We start from the raw sequence: 20,942 nt of genomic DNA, 5'->3' as shown, positions 1-20,942 counted from the left end.
CGTGAGGGCCCCTCACCCCAACCCCTCTCAGCTCTGCACGCCCTGCGGTCGCCGCTTGCGAGTCAGGGGCTTGGTTGCGCGGGATTTCATGAGCCGGAAACGACGACGGCGCCCGTGGGCGCCGTCGTTGGTTCGTTTCGAAACGTCCCGCTCGGAAGCGGGCCGCCAATCAGAAGCGGTCTTCGTCGTCGGTCTCGAACTTGCCTTCGTAGCCTTCCGGCGGCGGCGGCTGGTCGCCGACCGTCCACAGGCGCTCGAGCGCGTAGAACTCGCGCACGCGCGGCAGCATGACGTGGACGACGACGTCGCCGAGGTCGACCAGCACCCATTCGGCTTCGCGCTCGCCTTCCACGCCGAGCGGCATGACGTCGAGGTTCTTGGCGAACTTGACCACTTCGTCGGCGATCGACTTGACGTGGCGGGTGGAGGTGCCGGACGCGACGATCATGTAGTCGGTAACGCTGCTCTTGCCGCGTACGTCGATCTCGACGACATCCTTGGCCTTGAGTTCTTCGACCGCGGCGTGGACCGTCTTGAGGATCAGCTCGGTCGGCGGCGGCGGGTTCGGCAACTGGGTCTTGATGACTTGGGCTTGGCTGGTCAAGAGAATGCGGCTCTGCGTTATCGGGAATGTGTGCCGGGATTATACCGGAGGCCTATACCGGCGCGCCGCGCACGGCCGGGACGCCGTACAGGCCGTGGCGCTCGATGTAGGCGGCCACCGGCGCCGGGACGTACTGCCGCCAGGCTTCGCCGGCGGCGATCAGCGAGCGCACCTGGCTGGCCGATTCGGCATGCAAAGGCTGGTGCAGGCGATAGACCCGGCCGGCCGGGGTCCCGCGCAGGGCTTCGACGTCGACCGTCTCACGCCCTGTTGCGAATTCGATGCGGGCCGGGTCGAGCGGGCTGCCCGGGCGCTCGGCGACGACGAAATGGGCCAGATCGAACAGCGCCTGCCATTCGCGCCACTGCGGCAGGTCGAGAAAGCTGTCGGCGCCGACCAGCAAGGCCAGCGGCTGCGCCGGGCCGACCTCGGCGCGGACCTCGCGCAGTGTTTCGACCGTGTAGGAGCGGCCCTCGCGGCGCAATTCGCGCCGGTCGACGACCAGATCGCGCTCGCCGGCCACGGCCAGATCGAGCATGCGCGCGCGGTGCTCGGCGCTGGCGCCAGGCGGCGCGCGGTGCGGCGGGTCGGCGGCCGGCATCAGCCGCACCCGCGCCTGCAAGGCGTCGCGGGCGGCGCAGGCGATCGCCATGTGGCCGTCGTGGATCGGATCGAAGGTGCCGCCGTAGAAGACGAGCAGGCTCATGCGCGGATTCCGTGTCGCCGGCTCATGGGCTGGCTCATGGCTGACTCATGTCCGGGCTCAGCCGGCCGAGACACTGAGCAGGCGCAGCGCGCGCGGCTCGGCGACGGCCAGCAGCAGGCGTTCCAGCGCGACCCAGGCGTCGCCGGCCTCGCGGCCCTTGGCCATGCGGTCGACCCGGCCGGCCTGGGCCAACAGCAGTTCCCAGCGCCGCGCGTCGTGGCGCTGCAGGGCGCGGCGGTACATCGGCTGCTTCGAATCCCAGATCCGCTGCGCCTTGAATTCCGAAGCGATATTGCCGCCGCGCGCGCTGACCCGCGCCAGCGCGGCGGTGCGCTGCAATTCCATCACCACCATGCCGAGCAGGGCCGGCACGGCCTCGCCCTCGGCGCGCAGGCCGGCGAGCATGCGCGAGACCTGCGCGCCCTGCCCGTTCATGGCCGCATCGAGGACGCGGAACACGTCGAAGCGCGCGGCGTCGGCGACCAGCGCCTGCATGCGTTCGAGGTCCAGGGTTTCGCCGTCGGACAACAGGGCGAGCTTGTCGACCTCCTGCGCGGCCGCGAGCAGGTTGCCCTCGACCCGGTCGGCCAGGCTCTGCACCGCGTCGCGGTCGGCGCGCAGGCCGCGCGCGCGCAGCCGGCGTTCGATCCAGTCGGGCAGTTCGTGCGGCTTGATCGCCCAGGCGACCGCGATGTGGCCGATCCGGCCGACCGCTTCGCTCCACTTGCCGCCGTGCTGCTTGCTCCAGTCGCCGGCGGTGATCAGCAGGCTGACGTCGTGCGGCGGGTCGGCGCAAAAGTCGCTGATGACCTCGGCGCCTTCCTTGCCCGGCTTGCCGCTGGGCAGGCGCAGTTCCAGCAGGCGCCGGCTGGCGAACAGGCTGGGCGCGCGGAACGAGGCCGACATCGCGTTCCAGTCGGGTTCGCGCTGATTGCCTTCGGCTTCGAAGATTTCGCGTTCGGCGATGCCTTGTTTGCGCGCGCTCGCGCGCACCGCGTCGGCGGCTTCGAGCACGCGCAGCGGCTCGGGGCCGGCGATCAGATAGGCCGGCCGCAGCGCTTCGTTGTCGAGTTGACCGAGCAGGCGCTCGGGGGTCAGTTCCATCGCAAGCGGCGGCGCGGGCGGCTTAGCGCCGCTCGCTGACCGCGCCGATCCGGCGCAGCACCGCGGCGCTCATGTCGCGGCGCATTTCGCGCATCAGTATTTCGCGCTCGCCCTCGGTGCCGATGGCGTTGGTCGGGTTGGACACGTAGTCGCGCGACAGTTCGATGGTCTGGCGCGGCACCAGCGCCGTGCCGTCGGCCTTGCGCAGTTCGAACACCACCGCGTAGCGCAGGCTGTATTCCTGCACGCGGCCGAGTTCGTCGAGCGCGGCCGGGCTGTCGCCCCAGCGCTCGGAAATCAGGTCGAGCACCGCGACCTCGCTGGAATCGGCCTCGGCGGGCACCGCGCCGGCGCGGGTCAGCGCCTGCGCCAGCGATTCGGCCAGAGGGCTGTAGCGATTGGCCGAAACCACCCGCACCGGACCGAGGTCGGGCGGCAGGGTCAGGGCCTGGCGCAACTGGAATCCGCAGGCCGACAGAACCAGCACGAGGGCCAACAGCGACGTGCGGGCGGCCGCTTTGAACAGGAAGGGAGAGCGAGGCGTCATGGGGCGAAGTCTGGACGACGCGGCTGCGGGCATCAATAGCAAGGCTGAACCGCGCGGGCCCGGGCGATGCGCACTATGCGGTTTTGCCGCATGGCGCGATCGATCCGGTTCGACTCAGTAACGAATCTCGTGCCCGGCGAACAGCGCCTGCGGGGTCTGCGCGCCCGGCAATGCGAGCAGGCGTTCGAGCCAGGCATGCACCGCCGGCCAGCGTTCGCTCCACAGCCGCCATGGGAAACCGGCCGCCTCGGCCCAGGGCTCGACCGCGTACAGCAGATAGCCGCTGCAGGCGACATCGGCGATGGTCGGCGCGGCGCCGGCCAGCCACGCGGTCTGGCTCAGCTGCGCCTGCAGGCGGTCGAGGTCGGCGATCGAGCGGCGGTCGTACCAGGCCAGCACGGCCGGGTCGTAGTGGCCGATCTGGCGGCCGTAGCGCGAGTGGGCGAGGTTGAGGCTGATCCGGTTGGCTTCCCAGGCCAGCCATTCGCGCACATGCAGGCGATGTTCAAGATCGGCACCGTCGAGGCGGCTTTCGCGCACGGCGAGATAGTCGAGGATCACGTTCGATTGGCACAGCGCCAGGCCATCGATGCGCAGCACCGGGATTTCGCCGTGGACGGCGAGGTCGCGGAACTCCTGCGAGCGCTGGTCGCGCGGGATGCGGATGTTGACCTGGCGTTGTTCGAACTCGATGCCGAGCAGGCGCAGGGCCAGGGCGACTTTGTAGCTGAAGCCGGAGTCGGGGTGGCAGTAGAGGATGGGGGTCATGGCTGGCTTTGGATGTTGGGCGCGGGCGGGGGCAAGCAAGGGCAAAAGCGAATCCCCCCTGCCCCCCTTTTGCAAAGGGGGGAAAAGCAAAGAGCGGAAAGCAAAGGCGATGGCGTCGGGTACGTCCAGCGATGCCTGCGGAGAGACGCTGCTTGGTTTCGCGATGCCTTGCTCAGCAAAACCCGCTTGGCTTCGTAACCGCCGCGCTCGTTTCGCAATCGCCGCGCTGACTTGGCAATTGCAGCGTTCGTTTCGCAATTGCAGCTTTCGTTTCGCAACTGTCGTACTCGCTTCGCATCCCGGCAAAGCCCGTGCTTGTCTTCCCCCCTTTGCAAAAGGGGGACCGAGGGGGATTCGCTCTTCGCTCTTCGCTCTTCGCTCTTCGCTCTTCGCTCTTCGCTCTTCGCTCTTCGCTTTTAGCTCTTCGCTTTTAGCGTCCCCCCACCCCGCCGCGAACCTTACGACGCGACGATATTGACGATCTTGCCCGGCACCACGATCACCTTGCGCACGGTCAGGCCTTCCATGAACTTGACCACGTTCGGTTCGGCCAGGGCCAGACGCTCGGCGTCTTCCTTGGCGATGCCGACCGCGACCTCGATGGTGCCGCGCAGCTTGCCGTTGACCTGCACCGCCAGGGTCACCGTGTCGCGGGTCAACGCGGACGTGTCGGCCTGCGGGAACGGCAGGTCTTCGAGCAGGGTCTCGGCATGGCCCAGCACCTGCCACAGGGCATGGCTGGTGTGCGGGGTGATCGGGTTGAGCAGCAGCACGATCGCGGTCAGGACTTCCTGGCGCAAGGCGCGGCCGTTGTCGCTGGCGTCGTCGAACTTGGACAAGTGGTTGTGCAGTTCCATCACCCCGGCGATCGCGGTGTTGAAGCTGTGGCGGCGGCCGTAATCGTCGCCGACCTTCTGGATCGCTTCGTGCAGCTGCCGGCGCAGGGTCTTCTGCGCGGCGTCCAGCGAGACCAGGTCCAGCGCCGGCGCGATGCCGTCGGCGACGTGCTTGTGCACCGACACCCACACCCGGCGCAGGAACCGCGCCATGCCTTCCACGCCGGCCTCGTTCCATTCCAGCGACTGGTCCGGCGGCGCGGCGAACATCGAGAACAGGCGCACGGTGTCGGCGCCGAACTTGCCGACCATCAACTGCGGATCGACGCCGTTGTTCTTCGACTTGGCCATCTTCTCGATGCCGCCGATGTCCACCGGCAGGCCGTCGGCCTTGAGCGTCGCGCCGGTGATGCGGCCGCGCTCGTCGCGGATCACGTCCACGTCGGCCGGATTGAACCAGTCCTGCGCGCCCTTCGGGCCGCGCGAGAAGGTCTCGGCGATCACCATGCCCTGGGTCATCAGGTTGGTCGCCGGCTCGTCGCTGTCGACCAGGCCCTGATCGCGCATGAGCTTGTGATAGAAGCGGAAATACATCAGATGCAGGATCGCGTGCTCGATGCCGCCGATGTACTGGTCGACCGGGGTCCAGTACTTCGCGCGCTCGTCGACCTGCTGGCTCGCGCCCGGCGAGGTGTAGCGCGCGTAGTACCAGCTCGACTCCATGAAGGTGTCGAAGGTGTCGGTCTCGCGCTCGGCCTCGCCGCCGCAGTTCGGGCAGTTGGTCTTGCGCCATTGCGGGTCGGACTTGATCGGCGAGGCGACGCCGCTGAATTCGACGTCTTCCGGCAGCACCACCGGCAACTGGTCTTCCGGCACCGGCACGTCGCCGCACTTGGCGCACAGGATCACCGGGATCGGACAACCCCAATAACGCTGGCGGCTCACGCCCCAGTCGCGCAGACGGTAGTTGACCCGACGGTTGCCGCGACCTTCGGCTTCGAAGCGGGTCGCCAGCGCGTCGAGCGACTGCTGGAAATCCATGCCGTCGTACTCGCCGGAATTGACCAGCCAGCCGCGCTCGGTCCACGGGCCCTGTTCCTGGATCGCGCTTTGGAACTGTTCGACCACCTGCACCGCCGCGCCGGTGTCGTACACGTCGATCGACGGACCGCCGCCGAGCGCGCTGCTCATCGCGTCGGGATGGCTGGCGACGTCGCGGCCGATTTCGGCCAGCGCATCGCGCACCGCGTCGGGCACGATCACGGTCTTGATCGGCAGTTGATAACGCTTGGCGAATTCCCAGTCGCGCTGATCGTGGCCGGGCACGGCCATGACCGCGCCGGTGCCGTAGTTCATCAGCACGAAGTTGGCGACGTACACCGGCACTTCTTCGCCGGTGACGGGATGGATCGCGCGCAGGCCGGTGTCGCGGCCGCGTTTTTCCTGGGTTTCCAGTTCGGCCTCGGACACGCCGCCCTGGCGCAGCTCGGCGATGAACGCGGCCAGATCGGAATCGGACTGCGCCGCGTGCACGGCCAGCGGATGCTCGGCGGCGATCGACACGAAGGTCGCGCCCATCAGCGTGTCCGGACGCGTGGTGAACACGGTCAACGGCTGCAGCGCGTTGCCGTCCGCATCGCGCACGTCGAAACGGATCTCCAGGCCCTCGCTGCGGCCGATCCAGTTGCGCTGCATGGTCTTGACCGCCTCCGGCCAGCCCGGCAGCGTGTCCAGGCCGTCGAGCAGTTCCTGCGCGTAGTCGGTGATCTTGAGGAACCACTGCGGAATTTCGCGTTTCTCGACCAGCGCGCCGGTGCGCCAGCCGCGGCCGTCGATGACCTGCTCGTTGGCCAGCACGGTCTGATCGATCGGGTCCCAATTCACGACCGAGTTCTTGCGATAGGCCAGGCCCTGCTTCATCAAGCGCACGAACATGCGCTGCTCGTGGACGTAATAGTCCGGCGTGCAGGTGGCGAATTCGCGCGACCAGTCGATCGCGTAGCCCATGGTCTTGAGCTGCGCCTTCATGTGGGCGATGTTGGCGTAGGTCCACTTGGCCGGCGCGGTCTTGTTCTTGATCGCGGCGTTCTCGGCCGGCAGGCCGAACGCGTCCCAGCCCATCGGCTGCAGCACGTTGAAACCGGTCATGCGTTTGTAGCGGCTGATCACGTCGCCGATGGTGTAGTTGCGCACGTGGCCCATGTGCAGCGCGCCGGACGGATACGGCAGCATCGACAGGCAGTAGTACTTGGGCTTGTCGGAACGCTCGTCGACCTCGAACGCGCGGGTGGCGTCCCAATAGCGTTGGGCGGCGGCTTCCAGGGCGCTGGGATCGAAGCCGTGGTGTTCGTTCTTGGGGTCGTGCGGGGCGGGGGCGGCGTCGGACACGGGTGGGCAATGGCGAGAGGACAGGACCGGCAAGCCTACCGCAGCGCACAAAAGCCCGCCATTCGGGCCTCGATGGCCCGGATCGATCGATCGCGGCGGCGCGGCCGCCGGTTCCCGGAATCCGCGCAGCCGCTCCGGCTGGCACATTAACTGCGCAGATCGATGTGAGCGTTCGGCCCAATTCGCGGTACCCAGGGCGCCGTATGGGATGATGCCTGCGCCGAAACGCCGCCCGAGCCCGCCTTGCTCCCGTCTCAGCCGCCCCGCCCGAACCCCTATCGCGCCTATCGCCTGCCCGCCTTCGTGCTGTCGGCGGTGCTGCTGGCCGCGGTCGGCGTGGCCACGGTATTGGGCCTGCGCGGGTTCGCCAGCAGTTCGCAGTGGGTCGAGCATTCCTACCAGGTGCTCGGCGAGATCGAAGCGACCGTGGCCGCGACCCGCACGGTCGAATCCAGCGCCCGCGGCTACCGCCTCACCGACCGATCGACGCTGCGCGCCGAATACCTGACCAGCATCCCCGGCGCGCTGAGCGGCGCCAGCCGGCTGATCTCCCTGACCGCCGACAACCCGGCGCAGAACCGCCTCGCCCGCGACCTCGAACGGCGGGTGCGCGCGCGCCTGGCCGAGATCGACCGCCTGGTCGAACTGCACAGCCGCGACCCGGCGCGGGCGCGGATCGAGGCCCAGACCAGCAAGGGTTACGAACAGATGCGCGAGCTGACCGCGCTCGCCGAGGTCATGCGCGAGCGCGAGCGCGCGCTGCTGGCCGCGCGCCACGCCCGCAGCGAATACCGCGCCAGCCTGCTGACCGCGCTGGTCGTGCTCGGCATCGGCCTGGCGATGATCCTGCTGGCGCTGTTGATGTACAGCCTGTGGCGCGAGAACCGGCGCAGCCGCGAACTGGAACGCGAGACCCGCCAGGCCCTGATCGACCTGGAGGCCTCGGCGTCCGAGCGCCACCTGCTGACCGAGCGCCACCGCAGCCTGAGCCATTACGCCGGTCTGCTGCAGAGCTGCCAGAACCTGCAGGAAGCGATGGACATGACCGCGCACCTGATCGCCGACCTGATCCCGAGCATCGGCGGGCGCTGCTACATCCTGCGCGCCTCGCAGAACCTGGCCGAAACCGCCGCGCGTTTCGGCGAGGAAAAGATCGTCAGCGCCGACCTGCTGCACCCCAACGATTGCTGGGCGCTGCGCCGCGGCCAGCCACAGCGGGTCCAGGGCGATCGCGGCGCGGTCCGCTGCAATCACCTGGAACCGGCGCGCGGCGACGACGATCCGCGCTGGAACCTGTGCGTGCCGCTGATGGCGCAGAACACTTCGCTGGGCCTGCTGTGCCTGAGCGGCGAGCAGCCGCCGCAGGACGCCGACCTGCGGCTGATCCAGTCCATCGCCGAACAACTCAGCCAGGCCATCGTCAACCTGCAATTGCGCGAAACTCTGCGCGTGCAGTCCTTGCGCGACCCGCTGACCGGCCTGTTCAACCGCCGCTACCTGGAAGAGAACCTGCAGCGCGAACTGCTGCGCTGCCAGCGGCGCAAACTGCCGCTGTCGGTGCTGATGCTCGACATCGACCACTTCAAGCGTTTCAACGACACCCACGGCCATGCCGCCGGCGACGCGCTGCTGGCGCGGGTCGGGCAAGTGCTGCACGACCTGGTCCGCAACGAAGACATCGCCTGCCGCTACGGTGGCGAGGAATTCACCATCGTGCTGCCCGAAGCCGATGCCGCGACCGCGCTGCGGCGCGCCGAGCAGATCCGCGCGGCCATCGGTTCGACCACGATCCTGCACCTGCGCCAGAGCTTCGGCCCGGCGACGTGCTCGATCGGCCTGGCGACCTCGCAGGACGATCGCGAAACCCCGCAGCAGCTGCTGCAGATCGCCGACGCCGCGCTGTACCGCGCCAAGGGCGAAGGCCGCGACCGCGTGGTCGACGGCAATCGCGCGCTTAGTGCTGCGTGAGGCGACGGCCTGAGTCGATAAGCTGCGGCGCGCGTCGTGCGCGCCGACATGGACCGATAAGCCCGCTCGACCCACGCATTGATGCCGCGTCCGCGCCGATACGACGAAGCCGCGGCATGCCGCGGCTTCGTCTTCAAGCGCCATCCGGACAGGCGAACCTCAGGGTTCGCCCAACGCGGATATGCGTGCCGCGTTAAACGCAGACCACGCCGATCGGCGTGCCTTTCTGGTCGTAGACGATGCGTGCGGTCTTGCCCGCCGGGCAGCTCTTGGGCAGGTTCTGGAACCCGCCGCTGCTGCTCAGCACGGGCGCCGAGCGCACATCGACGGCCGAAGCGGAAAACGACACGACCACGACGGCAGCCGCGGCGATCTGAAGAAGAAGTTTGTTCATTGGGGTTCGACTCGCGCTGGCGAACCGGATTCGCGCTGCGTTCAACACCTGAAGTCCCGGTCCGTACGGCCTCAGGCGAGCGCTACCTTGCACGAGCCTTTCGCCCGCGACAAGCGTCTCAAATCGGATGAACGGCCCGATTCGGCTAACGTCGTCGCGAAAACGCACTCGGCACGTGCCGTTTTGCACGGATGGCGCGCCACTTCGAATGCCGCGCCGGCAAATGGTTGCTCCATTGCAGGGCGTATGGTTTTCCGTTGCCGCCGATCGGATCACCGCGCAATCGCGGCGACTGGATCGATGCATGCCTGCGCTGCGGTTCGAGTAAAAAACGCTGCCGGCTCCGCCATGACGCCACCATTACGCCGCCGCCTCAGCCAAGCAGCCGGCCTCGCGCTTCGGCCAAACCAGTTCGGAATCGATATCGAACGCTTTCGCCGCATGCAGGGCCGGCGAGCGCAGGTCTGCGTGTTCGTGATTCGCTTCGCGACACGTCCGCCGCGTGAGCCGACAGACGCAGACTCAGGGATATCGCCGCGGCAGATCCAGTCAATGCGCGCGGCGCCCCCGACGACTGAACGGTGGCTACTACGAGGCCGACCCGGCTGCGCTCGTGCAGGTCCATACGATCTTGCCGTCCGCGCCCTGCACCACCACCGCGGTTTCGTTCGCGCGGCAGATCACCGGCAAGTGGCTGTTGCTGCGATCGGTCTTTCCTCCGCCTTGGCCGCCATGCTGGCCATCGCCCTCGCCTTCGGCGAATACGCTGGTGCTGGTCAGTGCGAACAATGCGGCGAGCAACAGGCTGATGCGTTTCATGGGTAAGGCTCCTGGAATTGAATGAGGTTCGGGACTCGGTCTGTGAACTCGCTCAGAGCCATGTTGAAAGACTCGGATCGCGCGACGGATAGGATCACGGCCGACCTGAGGAAATCCGGCCGGGCCGATGCGCATCGGCGCCGGCCCGTCCATCGCGCGCGATGCCGCGCCGCGCGCCGATCACCAAGCCTAGTACGTTAGTCACGTTGACCCATCGCCACCGTCGATTGCATGCTCCGGGAGCTTCGACTGTCGCGCGGGGGATGGTTGCGCGATTCCCCGGCCGATGCAAATCGCGATTCGCCGTGCGCGCACAGCGGCGGATCTTCACCGCGGGCTCGACCCCGCCCTTCTGCCGGAATCGCTCATGACCCGCTTATCCGCCGCTGTATCGATCGCCCTCGCCGGCGCGTTCGCCGCGCCCGCCCTCGCCGCCGCCGTTCCGGCCGAACCGCTCGCGCTGCAATGCGGAAAACTGTTCGACGCGCGCAGCGGCAAGGTGCTGGGCGCGCGCACCGTGGTCGTGCGCGACGGCAAGATCGAGCAGGTGCTCGACGGCCGCGCCGATGCGCCGGGCGCGCGCAGCATCGATCTGTCGCAACACACCTGCACCCCGGGCTGGACCGATCTGCACGTGCATCTGGGTTCGCAGTCCAGCCCGCAAAGCTATTCCGAAGGCTTCCGCCTGGACGAAGTCGACTTCGCCTTCCGCGCGGTCGGTTACGCCAACAAGACCCTGCAGGCCGGCTTCACCAGCGTGCGCGATCTCGGCGGCGAAGTCAGTCCGCATCTGCGCGATGCGATCAATCAGGGCCTGATCGAAGGCCCGCGCATCTGGGCGGCCGGCAAATCGATCGCCACCACCGGCGGCCACGCCGATCCCACCAACGGCTACAACGACGCGCTGTCGCATCTGATCGGCCCGCCCGGCCCGACCGACGGCGTGATCAATTCGATCGACGACGCCCGCCAGGCCGTGCGTCAGCGCTACAAGGAAGGCAGCGACGTCATCAAGATCACCGCCACCGGCGGCGTGCTGTCGTACGCCAAGTCCGGCGACGCGCCGCAGTTCACGGTGGATGAAGTGAAAGCGATCGTGGACACGGCGCGCGATTACGGCTATCGCGTCGCCGCGCACGCGCACGGCGCCGAGGGCATGAAACGCGCGGTGCTCGGCGGAGTCACCTCGATCGAACACGGCACCTACATGACCGACGAGGTCATGTCGCTGATGAAACAGAAAGGCACCTGGTACATCCCGACCGTCTACGCCGGCCGTTTCGTCGCCGACAAGGCCAAGATCGACGGTTATTTTCCCGATGTGGTGCGCCCGAAGGCCGCGCGGATCGGCGCGCTGATCCAGGACACCGCGGCCAAGGCCTACAAGAACGGGGTCAAGATCGGCTTCGGCACCGACATGGGCGTGGGCCCGCACGGCGATAACGCGCGCGAGTTCCTGTACATGGTCGAAGCCGGCATTCCGGCCGCGGTCGCCTTGCAGGCGGCGACGATCCGCGCCGCCGAAGTGCTCGGCGTCGACGACCAGGGCGTGATCGAAACCGGCAAGCGCGCCGACATCGTCGCGGTGCCGGGCAATCCGGTCGAGGACATCAATGCGGTGATGAAGGTCGAGTTCGTGATGAAGGACGGCAAGGTCTACAAGCAGACGTTCTGAGTCGGCGACCGCGAGGCCGGCGCGTCGGACCCGGCCTGTCAAAACGCCAGCGAACACACCCACGCGCGCCGCGATCATTCGCGGCGCGCTCGCGACTGCGCCACGCTCATGCATCGAGCCGCGGACGCCCGGTTTTGCCCGTGCATCGGTCACAGCCGCAGATGCGACGCCGGTGCTATAAACGGAACCTTGGGCTTGACGTGACGCGGGATCGAATCGTCACGACGCGGCCGCGATCGCGACAAGCCAGCGCGATGCGCACACGCCGCCCGCGAGGCGGGAGCCGCTGGTCACCGCCAACGAAAAGGAGTTCGACACACGGCACTCCATGGCCATTCAACGCAGTCGTCGCGACATCCGACGCTTCGATCGCCTCCGCGGCGCGCCCGCGCCGCGACGGCCCCGGCACAAGAGGCCAAGTGCCGCACTGGTTCCGCCACGACCGCATCGACAGGCGCCGGTGATGCGCGCGGCGCGGCGAACGAAGCGCCGCAAACGATCAGGGTAACGCCGATGTCGCAGCAAGGCAGGCCGCGGATGCAGTCTCCGCGGCAGGCGCCGATAACGATCTGCCTTGCTGCGGCATCGGTCCATGCCGGCCGCGCCACGCCGACACGATGCAACGCATCGCCACTGCCACTGCCACCGCCGCAAGATCGCGGCTTTCCACCGATAAGGACGCACTCGCCATGAAGCATTCGATGCTGTTCGCGCTGATCGCCATCGCAGGACTGGGATTTTCCGTGGCACTGACCTCGCCGGTGCAGGCCAATGAAACCACCTGCATAGCCTGCTACTCGGACTACAAGCGTTGCGTAACCCGGGCCGAGACGCCGGAGCAGGAGGTCGCCTGCGACACGCGCTATCACTCATGCAGGCGCTCTTGCACGGCCAATTGATCCCGCGTCATCGATCAAGCCCGATCGATTGCGGCCATGCCGCGTTCACCGGCCCACGCTTGAAACCACGTCGCAACCCCGCGGCGTTCGCCCACCGCAAGGAATGCCATCGATGAAGATCTCCAGCCTCGTATACACCGCCGCGCTCGCCGGCCTTAGCGGCTTCGCCCTGGCGTCGATCGCGCCGGCCTATGCCGCGTTGCCGCCGCAATGCCTGGAATGCGCCGCCGAATACAGCGCCTGCCGCGCCGCGGCGCAGACGCCGGCGCAGTTGAGTTTGTGTCAGCGCGAACGCCAGTGGTGCATGACCCGGTTCTGCCCCGCGCCGGAGTGAAGCGGCCGCGTCGGCCTGAGCTTTCCGCGACAGGGATTCGAACGCGCGCCGGGCAACCCGGCGCACGTCGGCTGACAGGCGATCGATGCCACTCAGATTGCCCGCCGCGCGCGCGATCAACCGTCCGCGCTTAGCGTGGCCTGTGTTCGCGCCACATCATCGCGACATAGGCCACGAGCCACGCACACAACGCCAGGCGCTGCGCGACCGGCCCGCTCATCAGGCCGAACTGGCCGTCCCGAAGCACGATCAGCATCGCCGCGGCCGCCAGCCATGCGATCAGGGCGAGACCGCGCTCGCCCGGACGCCGGACCGCATCCAGCCCCACCAGCAACGCGCCGGCGACGAAGGCCAGCGCCCACAACAACCACATCGCCGCATGCAGGCGGCTGGATTGCGCGTCGAGATTGGCCGGATCGAGCACGAACGCGCCCTGCGCCGCCCACGCCAGCGCCGACAGGCTCCACATCCACGCGCCGATGCGGGTCGCGCGGCTGCGTTGATCGAGGCGTTCGCGCAAGCGCCAGCCGACCCAGGCCAGCGCCAGCCCCGGCAGGGCGAAACCGAGCAGGTTGAAGGCCGCGGCGTGGTCGATGCCGCGCGCGCCGAGCAGGCCTGGCGGATGCAGGCGCTGCGAATAGCCGTCCAGCACCGCGCCGAATCCGTACAGCGACGCCAGGCAGCACAGTCCGGCGGCCACGGCGATCCAGCGCGCGGCGCGCGTGGGCGACGACGATGGATCTGCTGTCGATGAGCGCGATGCCGACGCAGGCGAGGCCGACGAAGACGATCCGGATGCAGGCGGTGTCGATGAGCGATTCATCGCGCCATGCTAGCGTGCGCTGCCGCGCGGCGCGCTCGCCTGCCCACTCTCGCCTGCACACCCTGGCCTGCACTGGCTTGCCTGCGCCCCGCACCGTCCCCACCTCGGGGAGCAACCCCCGCGTACGAACCATGAGCCCGCCGATGACCGCACCCGCCAAGCCCCACGTATTCGACGCCACCACCGAGCGATTCCAGGAAGAGGTGCTGCAGAAATCCCTGCAGGTGCCGGTCCTGATCGACTTCTGGGCCGAGTGGTGCCAGCCGTGCAAGACGCTCGGCCCGATCCTGGAAAAACTCGCCGCCGATTACAACGGCGCGTTCGAACTGGCCAAGGTCGACGTCGAGGCCGAACAGCAGCTCGGCGCGGCGTTCCAGATCCGCTCGATCCCGACCGTGTTCCTGGTCAAGGACGGGCAGCTGGTCGATGGCTTCGCCGAAGCCCTGCCGGAAAGCGCGGTGCGCGAATTCCTCAAGCATCACGGCATCGAACCGGCCGCGCCCGCGGTCGAGGAAGAAGCGCCCGTCGAAGTGCCGCCGGTCGACCTGCATGCCGAGGTCGTGCGCCTGCGTCACGAGGTCGCCGAGCATCCCGACAAGTCCGAACTCAAGCTCGACCTGGCCCTGGCCCTGCTCGCCACCGGCGCGGCCTCGGAGTCCGAGCAGTTGCTCGACGCCCTGCCCGCCAACCTGGCCACCGACGACCGCACCCTGCGCGCCCGCTCGCGCCTGAACTTCCTCGCCGTGACCCGCGACGCACCGCCGGTCGAGACCCTGGAAGCCGCCATCGCCGCCCAGCCCGACGACCTGCAGGCGCGCTACCTGCTCGGCGCGCGCCAGATCGCCTCCGGCCGCGACGAAGCCGGGCTGGAGCAGTTCATCGAACTGCTGCGGCGCGACCGCGCCTACCAGGACGGCCTGCCGCGCAAGGCCCTGATCGACGCGTTCCGGGTGGTCGCCGACGAAGACCTGATCGGCCGCTACCGCCGCAAGATGGCGTCGCTGCTGTTCTGAGTCGGCCGGGACCGGCCGGCCGCACGAGCCGGCCCGACCGGGACGCCCGAAAAGGCGATCTCGGCCCGAGGCTTGACTATACGCATCCGTATGGCAGGCTAGGCCCGCCCTAGCCACTGCCCTGCCCATGAAAGCCAACACCTTGCGACTCGGCCTGAACCTGTGGCCGCCGTTCCTGTTTGCCGGCATCCGGGTCGTCCGCATCGCCGACGACTACCGCCATGCCCGGGTCGAGTTGCGGATGCGGCCGTGGAACCGCAATTACGTCGGTACCCACTTCGGCGGCAGTCTGTTCTCGATGACCGACCCGTTCTGGATGCTGCTGGCGATGAATGCACTGGGCCGCGATTACATCGTCTGGGACCGCGCCGGCGCGATCGAATTCGTCAAACCCGGCCGCGGCACCGTGCATGCCCAGTTCGATCTCGACGACACGGTGCTGGAGGAATTGCGCGCGGCCACCGCCGGCGGCGACAAATACCTGCGCTGGTTCGACACCGACGTGGTCGACGCCTCCGGCGAGGTCGTGGCGAAGGTGCGCAAGCAGCTGTACATACGGCGCAAACGCGACCGCGTCGCGCGATGAGACTTCGGTCGCCATTCGTTGCACGCCGTTCGCGTATGGCGATCGAGACGAACCCGCCGTCCGGCCGCGCCGCTACTTGTAAGTAAAGGCACAGAAAAGACACACTAGGCCTCACGCGGGCACTGCGGCAGCGTATGCTGTGCAGTCGCGACACGGGGCCGCGAATGTCGACTTTCACACCACAAAACGATGCCAATAGCGTTCCGATGCCGGAAATTCCGGGCTATCGGTTGCGCGAGATCATCAACCACGGCGGCTTGTCCACGGTCTACCTGGGCGAGCAGATCGCGCTTGGGCGCGAAGTGGCGATCAAGATCATGCTGCCGCACGCGCTGGCCGACGAGGTCAGCCGGCGCCGCTTCGAGAACGAAGTGCGCACGATCGCGCGGCTGGAACATCCGCACGTGGTCGGCATCCACGAAGTCGGCCGCACCCGCGACGGCCTGCCCTACTACGCCATGCCGTTCCTGCCGCGTGGCCATCTGGGCAAGCGCATCGAGCAAGGCTTCGCGCGCGGCGAAAGCGACGTCATCGCGATCATGGAACCGCTGCTGTCGGCGCTGGAGTACGCACATGCGCGCGGCGTCGTGCATCGCGACGTCAAGGCCGAGAACGTGTTGTTCGACATCACCGAGCGGCCGCTGCTGGCCGATTTCGGCATCGCCCTGCGGCGCGGCTTCGGCGCGCGCATGACCGCGACCGGCCTGGCCGTGGGCAGCACCGCCTACATGGCGCCCGAGCAGGCGCGCGGCGAGGAAGTCGACGGCCGCGCCGATCTCTACAGCCTCGGCGTGCTGTGCTGGGAAATGCTGACCGGCCGGTTGCCGTTCGAAGCGCCCGACGCGCTGTCGATGGCGGTGATGCACGCGCAGAACCCGATTCCGAAACTGCCGCCACCGCTCAAGCACTGGCAGCGTTTCATGAACCGCGCGCTGGCCAAGCAGCCCGACCAGCGTTTCGACGACGCCGCCGAAATGGCCGTCGCCCTGGCCGAAATCAAACACCGCGGGCAGATGAGCGGCTTCGGCCGCATGGCCAGCCGGCTGCGTCCGCTCAAGCGCTGGGCCACGCCGGCCTGGGCCGGGCTGGCGGTGCTGGCGATCGCGGTGGTGACCATCGCCTTCGCGCTGAACCGGGTCGAGCAGGACGGTTTCTTCCGGGTCGCGCCGGACGCCGCCAACAAGACCGCCGTGGCCAGCGCCAGCGAAGACCCGACCCAGGCGATGATGGCGCCGTTGCCGCAGGCGCCGCTGCAGGATTCGCTGCAGGCCGCGCGCGGCTACATCGCGCAGGGCCGGCTGGCGTCGCCGGCCGACGCCAACGCGTACAACAGCCTGCTCACCGCCTGGCATCTGGACAGCACCAATCCGGAAGTCGCGGTGGTGGTCGACGAACTGACCCAGGCGTTCTCCGAGGAAATGGCCCGCGATCTGCGCGAAGGCCGCGACCAGCGCGCCCGCGAGCATCTGGTCAACGCCACCGCGCTGGGCCAGCAGACCGGCACCGCCGATTCGCCGGCGCAGCGCGGCCTGCGCGAGAAAGCCGCGCTGGCGCTGCAGACCCGGCTCGAACAGGCCGCGCGCCGCGGCGATGGCGCCGATGCCGGCAAGGTCATCGCCCTGGCCGAGGAATTCGGTTTACCGCGCGCGGTGTCGACCCGACTGGTCGCGCAGGCGCGCGGCATCGCCGGCGACACGCCGGTCGCGCGCGGCGTCGCCACCAGCGCGGTCGCGCCGGCCGCCAGCGTCGCGGTCAGCTTCAACCCGCGTCCGGTCAGCCGCGGCGAATACGCGCGTTTCGTCAGCGCCCATCAACGCGCGCCGGCGCTGTGCCGCGAACGCGTGTCGCTGCTGCGGGTGATCGCGCCGAAGGACTGGCGAGCACCGGGCTTCGACCAGACCGAAGCCGAACCGGTGGTGTGCGTGTCGATCGCCGACGCCGAAGCCTATGCGCAGTGGTACAGCCAGCAGACCGGCCGTCGCTATCGCCTGCCGACCGCCGACGAAGCCCAGCGCATGCCGGGCAGCAGCGGCCGCGCCCTGTCGATGTGGTCGGCCGATTGCGGCCGCAACTGCCAGCAACGGCAGGTCGGCGGCGGGTCTTGGCGCAGCGGCAGCGCGCAGCGTCCGCTGAGCGCGGGGCGCGGGTATGACGATGTGGGGTTCCGGTTGGTGCGTGAGCGCTGAAGCCGTTGGTGCTGTTGGCCTTTGCATCGTCGGGCAAAAGCGAATCCCCCGCGACGCAGCAGTGATTTGACTTCGTACCTGCGCAAGGCGCTCGCCCCCTCACCAAAGTGGGCGATGTGTTGGCGCGCCTGATCGAGCGCATGTAGCGCCAGTCCGGGTCACCGTTTCGGCGCAGGCTGGCGCGATCGTCAGCTTTGCACGCGTGCGCACCCAGATGCTCGAAGCAAACCTGAGCGGCCGCAACGCTCACACCCCACCGAAGCCACGAAAACCATCGCCCACTTTGTTGGGGGGGGCGAGCGCCCAACGTCGCACCCCGCAGCTACAAATCGATCGGCGCGGGGGATTCGCTTCCAGCCCGCGCAACAACACGTAACCACCCAAGCCGCACCCGCGCCTCCACGGCGCCATCCACCTCCCCACGCACCACCTCCCAACCGCCACCGCCAAACCGAGCACGACCCAGACACCACGCAACCCACCGCCCTCCCCTACAATCCGCGCCATGCGCCCGCCCAATCTGCAACGCCTGTTCCTCACCGGCCTGTTGACCCTGCTGCCGATCTGGCTGACCTGGGTCGTGGTCAAGTTCGTATTCGTGCTGCTGTCCGACACCAGCCGTCCGCTGATCGGCCCGCTGCTCGAGAACCTGGCGACCACCTCGCCGCAGGCCCTGGGCTGGTTGAACGATCAATGGGTGCAGACCGCGATCGCCCTGATCGCGACCGTCGGCGTGATCCTGCTGTCGGGCGCGATGGCGCGCCGCGTCGTCGGCCAGACCGTCCTGCGCTGGTTCGAGGCGATGATCAAGCGCATCCCGCTGGCCAACACCATCTACGGCAGCGCGCGCCAGTTGCTCGACATCCTGCAGACCAAGCCCGACGGCACCCAGCGCGTGGTGCTGGTGGATTTCCCGCACAACCAGATGAAATCGATCGGCTTCGTCACCAAGGTCATGCGCGAGGAGGGCACCGGCCGCGAACTCGCCGCGGTGTACGTGCCGACCACGCCCAACCCGACCTCGGGTTATCTGGAAATCGTGCCGGTCGAACTGATCACCCCGACCGACTGGACCGTCGATCAGGCGATGAGCTTCATCATCTCCGGCGGCGCGGTCTCGCCGTCGACCATCCCCTTCTCCGCGCCCGCAGCGGGCGCCACTGCCGATTCGGAGCGCACTCCATGACCTTAGTTCTGGCCTGTCTGGCCCGCACCGCCGCCGCGACCGCGTTGTTGTGCGGCGTCGCGTTGTTCGCCGACACCGCCCACGCCGCGGCCGCGCCGCTGACGCCGCACCCGGTCAAGCTCGACGACGGCCGCAGCTTCTCGCTCAACCTGCCGGCCAATCTGGAAATCGTGCCGGTCGTGCAAGGGCTTAAGCGCGTGCGCTTCTTCGCCCGCAGCCCGGACGGCCGGGTGTTCGTCACCGACATGCAGAACCTGAGCGACAACAAGCTCGGCCGCGTGTACGCGCTCGACGGCTGGGACGAAAAGACCGAGCGCTACACCAAGGTCTCGGTGTACCTGGACAAGCAGCGCAACCCCAACAGCGTCGCCTTCCACACCGACGCCGCCGGCCAGTCGTGGCTGTACCTGGCCAACACCGACAAGCTGCTGCGCTATCGCTACCGCAACGGCGACCTCAAGCCTTCGTCCGAACCCGAAGTGCTGGCGAGCTTCCCGGACTACGGCCTGAGCTACAAATACGGCGGCTGGCACCTGACCCGCACCTTGGCCTTCGGCAACGGCAAGCTGTACGTCTCAGTCGGCAGCAGCTGCAACGCCTGCGTGGAAAAAGAAGACGTGCGCGCGGCGATCCTGCAGATGAATCCCGACGGCAGCCAGCGCCGCATCTACGCGCGCGGCCTGCGCAACGCGGTCGGCCTGCTGTACCGCGACGGCAAGTTGTATGCGACCAATCAGGGCTCCGATCACCTGGGCGACCAGAAGCCCGACGAAACCATGTTCGTGGTCAATGACGGCGCCGATTACGGCTGGCCGTATTGCTACTACAACAACGGCAAGGTCGCGGCCGATCCGAAGTTTCCGCGCAAGAGCGGCTGCGCGAGCGCGCCCAAGACCTTCTCGTATTTCCCCTCGCACGCTTCCGCACTGGGCTTGGCCTGGTTTCCGTCCAGCGACAAGGGCCAGTTGAGCGACGAGTTCGTGGTCGCGCTGCACGGCGCCAGCAAGCTCGCGCTCAACCACGGTTACCGCCTGGTGCGGGTCAAGGCCGACGGCCGCAGCGGCGGCGATCTGATCACCGGTTTCCTCGCCGACGGCAAGGTACTGGGTCGTCCCTGCGACGTGCTGCACACCGGCCGCGACAGTTTCCTGTTCACTGACGACAAGAGCGGCGTGATCTACCGGGTGAGGCCCAAGCGGTGAGCGCGGGCGAGCCCAGCATTCCGTTCGCCGGTGGTGAAGGCACGCGCACCTTGCAGGATCGCTCGCTGCGTTTGTTCATCGTGTTGTCGGCGTTCTTCTGCGTCAACGCGGCGTTGGCCGAGTTCATCGGGGTCAAGATCTTCGCGCTGGAAGACACCCTCGGCATCGCCCCGCTGCAATGGAATCTGTTCGGCCAGACCGGCTCGTTGAACTTCACCGCCGGCACCCTGCTGTGGCCGGTGGTGTTCCTGATGACCGACGTCATCAACGAGTTCTTCGGCCGTCGCGGCGTGCGTCTGATCTCGTGGCTGGCGGCGATCCTGATCGCCTACGGCTTCGTGTTCGCGTTCGCCGCGATCGCGCTGGCGCCGGCCGACTGGTGGGTCAAGGCCGCGCAGGCGCAGGGCGTGCCCGACTACCAGGCCGCGTTCGCGGCGATCTTCGGCCAGGGCATGTGGAGCATCGGCGGCTCGCTGGTCGCCTTCATGCTGGGCCAGCTGATTGACGTGGCGGTGTTCCACCGCATCCGCAGCGCCACCGGCGACAAGCACATCTGGCTGCGCGCGACCGGCTCGACCGCGGTCTCGCAACTGGTCGACAGCTTCGTGGTGCTGTACATCGCCTTCGTACTCGGCCCGCAGCATTGGCCGATCCCGCAGTTCCTGGCGATCGGCACGGTCAACTACGGCTACAAGATGCTGGCGGCGTTCGCGATGATTCCGTTGATCTATCTGCTGCGGGTGTGGATTCACGGCTATCTGGGCCATGCGCGGGCGAAGCAGCTGCGCGATGAGGCGGCGGCGGATTGAGTGGCTGGTGTTGACGGTCTTCAAGAGCCTCATCGCAATAGACCACGCGAGACTCCAATCGGAACCTCACCACCCCAGGACGCGCTCCTCAAGAA

Annotated in this window: 19 protein-coding genes; 10 read left to right on the top strand and 9 right to left on the bottom strand. The window is 68.0% G+C overall.

From position 1 onward, the window contains the following. Positions 1–169 precede the first annotated feature (169 nt). The 6 genes from rsfS to leuS form a co-directional block, all read right to left on the bottom strand. Positions 170–604, bottom strand: a complete 435-nt coding sequence (gene rsfS, locus AC3A4T_RS06760) for a ribosome silencing factor (protein WP_036109887.1) — start codon at positions 602–604, stop codon at positions 170–172. Between the two features lie 52 nt (positions 605–656). Continuing rightward, positions 657–1,310, bottom strand: a complete 654-nt coding sequence (nadD, locus tag AC3A4T_RS06755) for a nicotinate-nucleotide adenylyltransferase (protein WP_487674689.1) — start codon at positions 1,308–1,310, stop codon at positions 657–659. A 57-nt stretch (positions 1,311–1,367) separates the two neighbouring features. Then, on the bottom strand, positions 1,368–2,414 hold the full coding sequence (gene holA, locus AC3A4T_RS06750) for a DNA polymerase III subunit delta (RefSeq protein ID WP_487674688.1): 1,047 nt from the start codon (positions 2,412–2,414) through the stop codon (positions 1,368–1,370). A gap of 22 nt (positions 2,415–2,436) precedes the next feature. After that, positions 2,437–2,961: an LPS-assembly lipoprotein LptE gene (locus tag AC3A4T_RS06745; protein ID WP_487674687.1), complete on the bottom strand. Its 525-nt coding sequence runs from the start codon at positions 2,959–2,961 to the stop codon at positions 2,437–2,439. Between the two features lie 114 nt (positions 2,962–3,075). Beyond that, entirely contained in the window at positions 3,076–3,729 is a 654-nt protein-coding gene (locus tag AC3A4T_RS06740; RefSeq protein ID WP_487674686.1) for a glutathione S-transferase family protein, read from the bottom strand. Positions 3,730–4,187: 458 nt separating this feature from the next. Further along, the gene (gene leuS, locus AC3A4T_RS06735; RefSeq protein ID WP_487674861.1) at positions 4,188–6,887 is read right to left on the bottom strand and encodes a leucine--tRNA ligase; all 2,700 of its coding nucleotides are present in this window, start codon (positions 6,885–6,887) and stop codon (positions 4,188–4,190) included. Positions 6,888–7,196: 309 nt separating this feature from the next. Between leuS and AC3A4T_RS06730 the strand changes: the two genes are divergently transcribed. Continuing rightward, entirely contained in the window at positions 7,197–8,921 is a 1,725-nt protein-coding gene (locus tag AC3A4T_RS06730) for a sensor domain-containing diguanylate cyclase (RefSeq protein ID WP_487674685.1), read from the top strand. 193 nt (positions 8,922–9,114) lie between these two features. On the opposite strand, the gene AC3A4T_RS06725 is transcribed toward AC3A4T_RS06730, so the two are convergent. Both AC3A4T_RS06725 and AC3A4T_RS06720 read right to left on the bottom strand, forming a co-directional pair. Next, entirely contained in the window at positions 9,115–9,315 is a 201-nt protein-coding gene (locus AC3A4T_RS06725; protein ID WP_487674684.1) for a hypothetical protein, read from the bottom strand. Positions 9,316–9,903: 588 nt separating this feature from the next. Further along, the gene (locus AC3A4T_RS06720) at positions 9,904–10,134 is read right to left on the bottom strand and encodes a hypothetical protein (protein ID WP_487674683.1); all 231 of its coding nucleotides are present in this window, start codon (positions 10,132–10,134) and stop codon (positions 9,904–9,906) included. Positions 10,135–10,501: 367 nt separating this feature from the next. Between AC3A4T_RS06720 and AC3A4T_RS06715 the strand changes: the two genes are divergently transcribed. From AC3A4T_RS06715 to AC3A4T_RS06705, 3 genes are all read left to right on the top strand, one after another. After that, complete coding sequence (locus AC3A4T_RS06715) at positions 10,502–11,809, top strand: metal-dependent hydrolase family protein (protein WP_487674682.1); 1,308 nt, start codon at positions 10,502–10,504, stop codon at positions 11,807–11,809. A gap of 617 nt (positions 11,810–12,426) precedes the next feature. Then, entirely contained in the window at positions 12,427–12,708 is a 282-nt protein-coding gene (locus tag AC3A4T_RS06710) for a hypothetical protein (protein WP_487674681.1), read from the top strand. A 112-nt stretch (positions 12,709–12,820) separates the two neighbouring features. Further along, on the top strand, positions 12,821–13,042 hold the full coding sequence (locus tag AC3A4T_RS06705) for a hypothetical protein (protein ID WP_487674680.1): 222 nt from the start codon (positions 12,821–12,823) through the stop codon (positions 13,040–13,042). Between the two features lie 130 nt (positions 13,043–13,172). Here AC3A4T_RS06705 and AC3A4T_RS06700 read toward each other — a convergent pair whose 3' ends face one another. Further along, on the bottom strand, positions 13,173–13,742 hold the full coding sequence (locus AC3A4T_RS06700; RefSeq protein ID WP_487674679.1) for a DUF998 domain-containing protein: 570 nt from the start codon (positions 13,740–13,742) through the stop codon (positions 13,173–13,175). A gap of 266 nt (positions 13,743–14,008) precedes the next feature. Between AC3A4T_RS06700 and trxA the strand changes: the two genes are divergently transcribed. From trxA to AC3A4T_RS06670, 6 genes are all read left to right on the top strand, one after another. Next, complete coding sequence (gene trxA, locus AC3A4T_RS06695) at positions 14,009–14,878, top strand: thioredoxin (protein WP_487674678.1); 870 nt, start codon at positions 14,009–14,011, stop codon at positions 14,876–14,878. A 127-nt stretch (positions 14,879–15,005) separates the two neighbouring features. Beyond that, positions 15,006–15,464, top strand: a complete 459-nt coding sequence (locus AC3A4T_RS06690; RefSeq protein ID WP_487674677.1) for a DUF4442 domain-containing protein — start codon at positions 15,006–15,008, stop codon at positions 15,462–15,464. A 206-nt stretch (positions 15,465–15,670) separates the two neighbouring features. Next, on the top strand, positions 15,671–17,650 hold the full coding sequence (locus AC3A4T_RS06685) for a serine/threonine-protein kinase (protein ID WP_487674676.1): 1,980 nt from the start codon (positions 15,671–15,673) through the stop codon (positions 17,648–17,650). A gap of 505 nt (positions 17,651–18,155) precedes the next feature. Continuing rightward, positions 18,156–18,836: a DUF502 domain-containing protein gene (locus AC3A4T_RS06680; protein ID WP_487674675.1), complete on the top strand. Its 681-nt coding sequence runs from the start codon at positions 18,156–18,158 to the stop codon at positions 18,834–18,836. Then, positions 18,833–20,038, top strand: coding sequence for a PQQ-dependent sugar dehydrogenase (locus AC3A4T_RS06675; RefSeq protein ID WP_487674674.1), 1,206 nt, complete (start codon positions 18,833–18,835; stop codon positions 20,036–20,038). Before AC3A4T_RS06680 ends, AC3A4T_RS06675 begins: the two co-directional genes overlap by 4 nt. Beyond that, on the top strand, positions 20,035–20,847 hold the full coding sequence (locus tag AC3A4T_RS06670) for a queuosine precursor transporter (RefSeq protein ID WP_487674673.1): 813 nt from the start codon (positions 20,035–20,037) through the stop codon (positions 20,845–20,847). The genes AC3A4T_RS06675 and AC3A4T_RS06670 overlap by 4 nt, the downstream gene beginning before the upstream one ends. Positions 20,848–20,942: the final 95 nt, after the last annotated feature.

It is taken from the genome of Lysobacter sp. Soil_N_51, assembly GCF_057655755.1.
The sequence above is the reverse complement of the archived record's forward strand: the minus strand, read 5'-3'. Positions and strand labels throughout refer to the sequence as shown.

Coding starts and splice junctions, on each gene's coding strand:
- nadD (WP_487674689.1), bottom strand. CDS start 1,310: ATGAGCCTGCTCGTCTTCTACGGCGGCACCTTCGATCCGATCCACGAC.
- holA (WP_487674688.1), bottom strand. CDS start 2,414: ATGGAACTGACCCCCGAGCGCCTGCTCGGTCAACTCGACAACGAAGCG.
- AC3A4T_RS06745 (WP_487674687.1), bottom strand. CDS start 2,961: ATGACGCCTCGCTCTCCCTTCCTGTTCAAAGCGGCCGCCCGCACGTCG.
- AC3A4T_RS06740 (WP_487674686.1), bottom strand. CDS start 3,729: ATGACCCCCATCCTCTACTGCCACCCCGACTCCGGCTTCAGCTACAAA.
- AC3A4T_RS06725 (WP_487674684.1), bottom strand. CDS start 9,315: ATGAACAAACTTCTTCTTCAGATCGCCGCGGCTGCCGTCGTGGTCGTG.
- AC3A4T_RS06720 (WP_487674683.1), bottom strand. CDS start 10,134: ATGAAACGCATCAGCCTGTTGCTCGCCGCATTGTTCGCACTGACCAGC.
- AC3A4T_RS06715 (WP_487674682.1), top strand. CDS start 10,502: ATGACCCGCTTATCCGCCGCTGTATCGATCGCCCTCGCCGGCGCGTTC.
- AC3A4T_RS06710 (WP_487674681.1), top strand. CDS start 12,427: ATGCAACGCATCGCCACTGCCACTGCCACCGCCGCAAGATCGCGGCTT.
- AC3A4T_RS06705 (WP_487674680.1), top strand. CDS start 12,821: ATGAAGATCTCCAGCCTCGTATACACCGCCGCGCTCGCCGGCCTTAGC.
- trxA (WP_487674678.1), top strand. CDS start 14,009: ATGACCGCACCCGCCAAGCCCCACGTATTCGACGCCACCACCGAGCGA.
- AC3A4T_RS06690 (WP_487674677.1), top strand. CDS start 15,006: ATGAAAGCCAACACCTTGCGACTCGGCCTGAACCTGTGGCCGCCGTTC.
- AC3A4T_RS06685 (WP_487674676.1), top strand. CDS start 15,671: ATGCCGGAAATTCCGGGCTATCGGTTGCGCGAGATCATCAACCACGGC.
- AC3A4T_RS06680 (WP_487674675.1), top strand. CDS start 18,156: ATGCGCCCGCCCAATCTGCAACGCCTGTTCCTCACCGGCCTGTTGACC.
- AC3A4T_RS06675 (WP_487674674.1), top strand. CDS start 18,833: ATGACCTTAGTTCTGGCCTGTCTGGCCCGCACCGCCGCCGCGACCGCG.